The sequence below is a fragment of the Actinotalea sp. C106 genome (assembly GCF_023630195.1).
In the GTDB taxonomy this organism is placed as follows: Bacteria; Actinomycetota; Actinomycetes; order Actinomycetales; family Cellulomonadaceae; genus Actinotalea.
Window position 1 is genome coordinate 1 of the sequence record NZ_JALPKN010000469.1, and the last position, 1,524, is coordinate 1,524.

The following is a 1,524-nucleotide window of genomic DNA, read 5'->3' on the forward strand; positions in this document are numbered from 1 at the left end:
CGTCCCGGGCGGCGTCCAGGGCGTCGAGGCCCGCCGCGATCCCCGCTGCCGGGCCACCGCGCGGCGGGTCCTCGAGGACCGTGAGCACACCGGGGCGGGCGAGAGCAGCAGGGCCGACGACGACGACGCGATCCGCGCCTGCGGTCGCGTCGAGCACGTGGTCGAGGAGCTCGCGGTCGGCCACGGTGACCTCGGGCTTGCTTACCCCGCCGAGCCGGGCTCCCGTCCCGCCGGCCAGCACCATGGCGTCGTGCCGCAGCCCCACCCCCGGGCGAGCCGCGGCGTCGTCGGCCCCGTCGTCGGCCCCTGGGCTCACGTGCGGGCCCAGTCCCCCGAGCGCCCGCCGCTCTTGGCGACCAGGCGCACGTCGGCGATCGAGGTGTGCTTGTCCAGGCCCTTGACCATGTCGACCACCGCGAGGGCGGTGACCGAGACGGCCGTCAGGGCCTCCATCTCGACGCCCGTCCGGTCGGCGGTGCGGACCGTCGCGGTGATCGCGACGCCCGCGTCGTCGACCTCGAGGTCGACCGTCGCGCCGTGCACGCCGATCACGTGGGCCAGCGGGAGCAGCTCGGCGGTCCGCTTGGCGGCCGAGATCCCGGCGATGCGGGCGACCGCGAGCACGTCCCCCTTGGGGACGGCGCCGTCCCGGAGCGCGGCGACGACCTCGGGCGAGCACGCCACCCGACCGGTCGCGGTCGCCGAGCGGACGGTCGGCTGCTTCTCGGTCACGTCGACCATGCGCGCGTGCCCCGCGTCGTCGAGGTGGGTGAAGCGGGTCATGGGGTCACCAGCATGACGCGCACCTTATCGCCGGGCGCGACGGCCTCGACCGCTGCGTCGATCACCGCGAGCCCCTCGGCCCGGGCCAGGCCCGCCACGAGGTGCGAGCCCGAGCCGCCGGCCACCGCACGACGCACGCGGGCTCCGGTCGCGTGCTCCTCGAGCACCACCGGCATGAACTGGGTGCGCCCGGGTGGTGTGCTCCACCCGTCGGTCACCTCCGCCACGACCTCGGGCCGCTCGAGGTCGTCGCGCCCGGCCACGGCGAGCAGCACCGGCCGGACGAGCACCTCGAAGGACACGAAGACGCTCACCGGGTTCCCCGGCAGGGCCAGCACGGGGGTGCCGCCCGGCAGCCGGCCCAGACCCTGGGGCTTGCCGGGCTGCATCGCGACCTTGACCAGCTCGACGTCGGCGAGCTCCCCGAGCACCTGCTTGACGACGTCGTAGGCACCCATGCTCACCCCGCCCGAGGTGACCAGGGCGTCGACCGAGCCGCCGGCACGGCCGCTCTCGAGGTCCACGAGCAACGCACGCAGCACCGCGGGGTCGTCCCGGACCGGGCCGAGCACGACGGGCTCAGCACCGGCTGCGCGCACGCAGGCGGCGAGCAGCACGCTGTTGGAGTCGTGGATCTGCCCGTGGCGTAGCGCGTCCCCCGCGGGGACGAGCTCGTCCCCCGTGGACAGGACCGCGACCCGGGGCCGTCGGTGCACCCGCACCGTGCCGGTCCCGGCCGCC

The 1,524-nt window shown here is 76.2% G+C and carries 3 protein-coding genes; all 3 read right to left on the reverse strand.

Annotated features, from left to right (window positions below):
* Positions 1 to 316 (reverse strand): NTP transferase domain-containing protein (locus L0B03_RS17680; protein ID WP_250448303.1); only part of this gene is annotated, 316 nt, incomplete at its 3' end.
* On the reverse strand, positions 313 to 783 hold the full coding sequence (gene moaC, locus L0B03_RS17685) for a cyclic pyranopterin monophosphate synthase MoaC (protein ID WP_250448305.1): 471 nt from the start codon (positions 781 to 783) through the stop codon (positions 313 to 315). The genes L0B03_RS17680 and moaC, both read right to left, overlap by 4 nt.
* Positions 780 to 1,524: molybdopterin molybdotransferase MoeA (locus tag L0B03_RS17690; protein ID WP_250448307.1), on the reverse strand; the 745-nt coding region annotated here is incomplete at its 5' end. The genes moaC and L0B03_RS17690, both read right to left, overlap by 4 nt.

Bases quoted from the DNA above. Each gene is read 5' to 3' on its own strand.
- moaC (WP_250448305.1), bottom strand. From the start codon at position 783: ATGACCCGCTTCACCCACCTCGACGACGCGGGGCACGCGCGCATGGTC.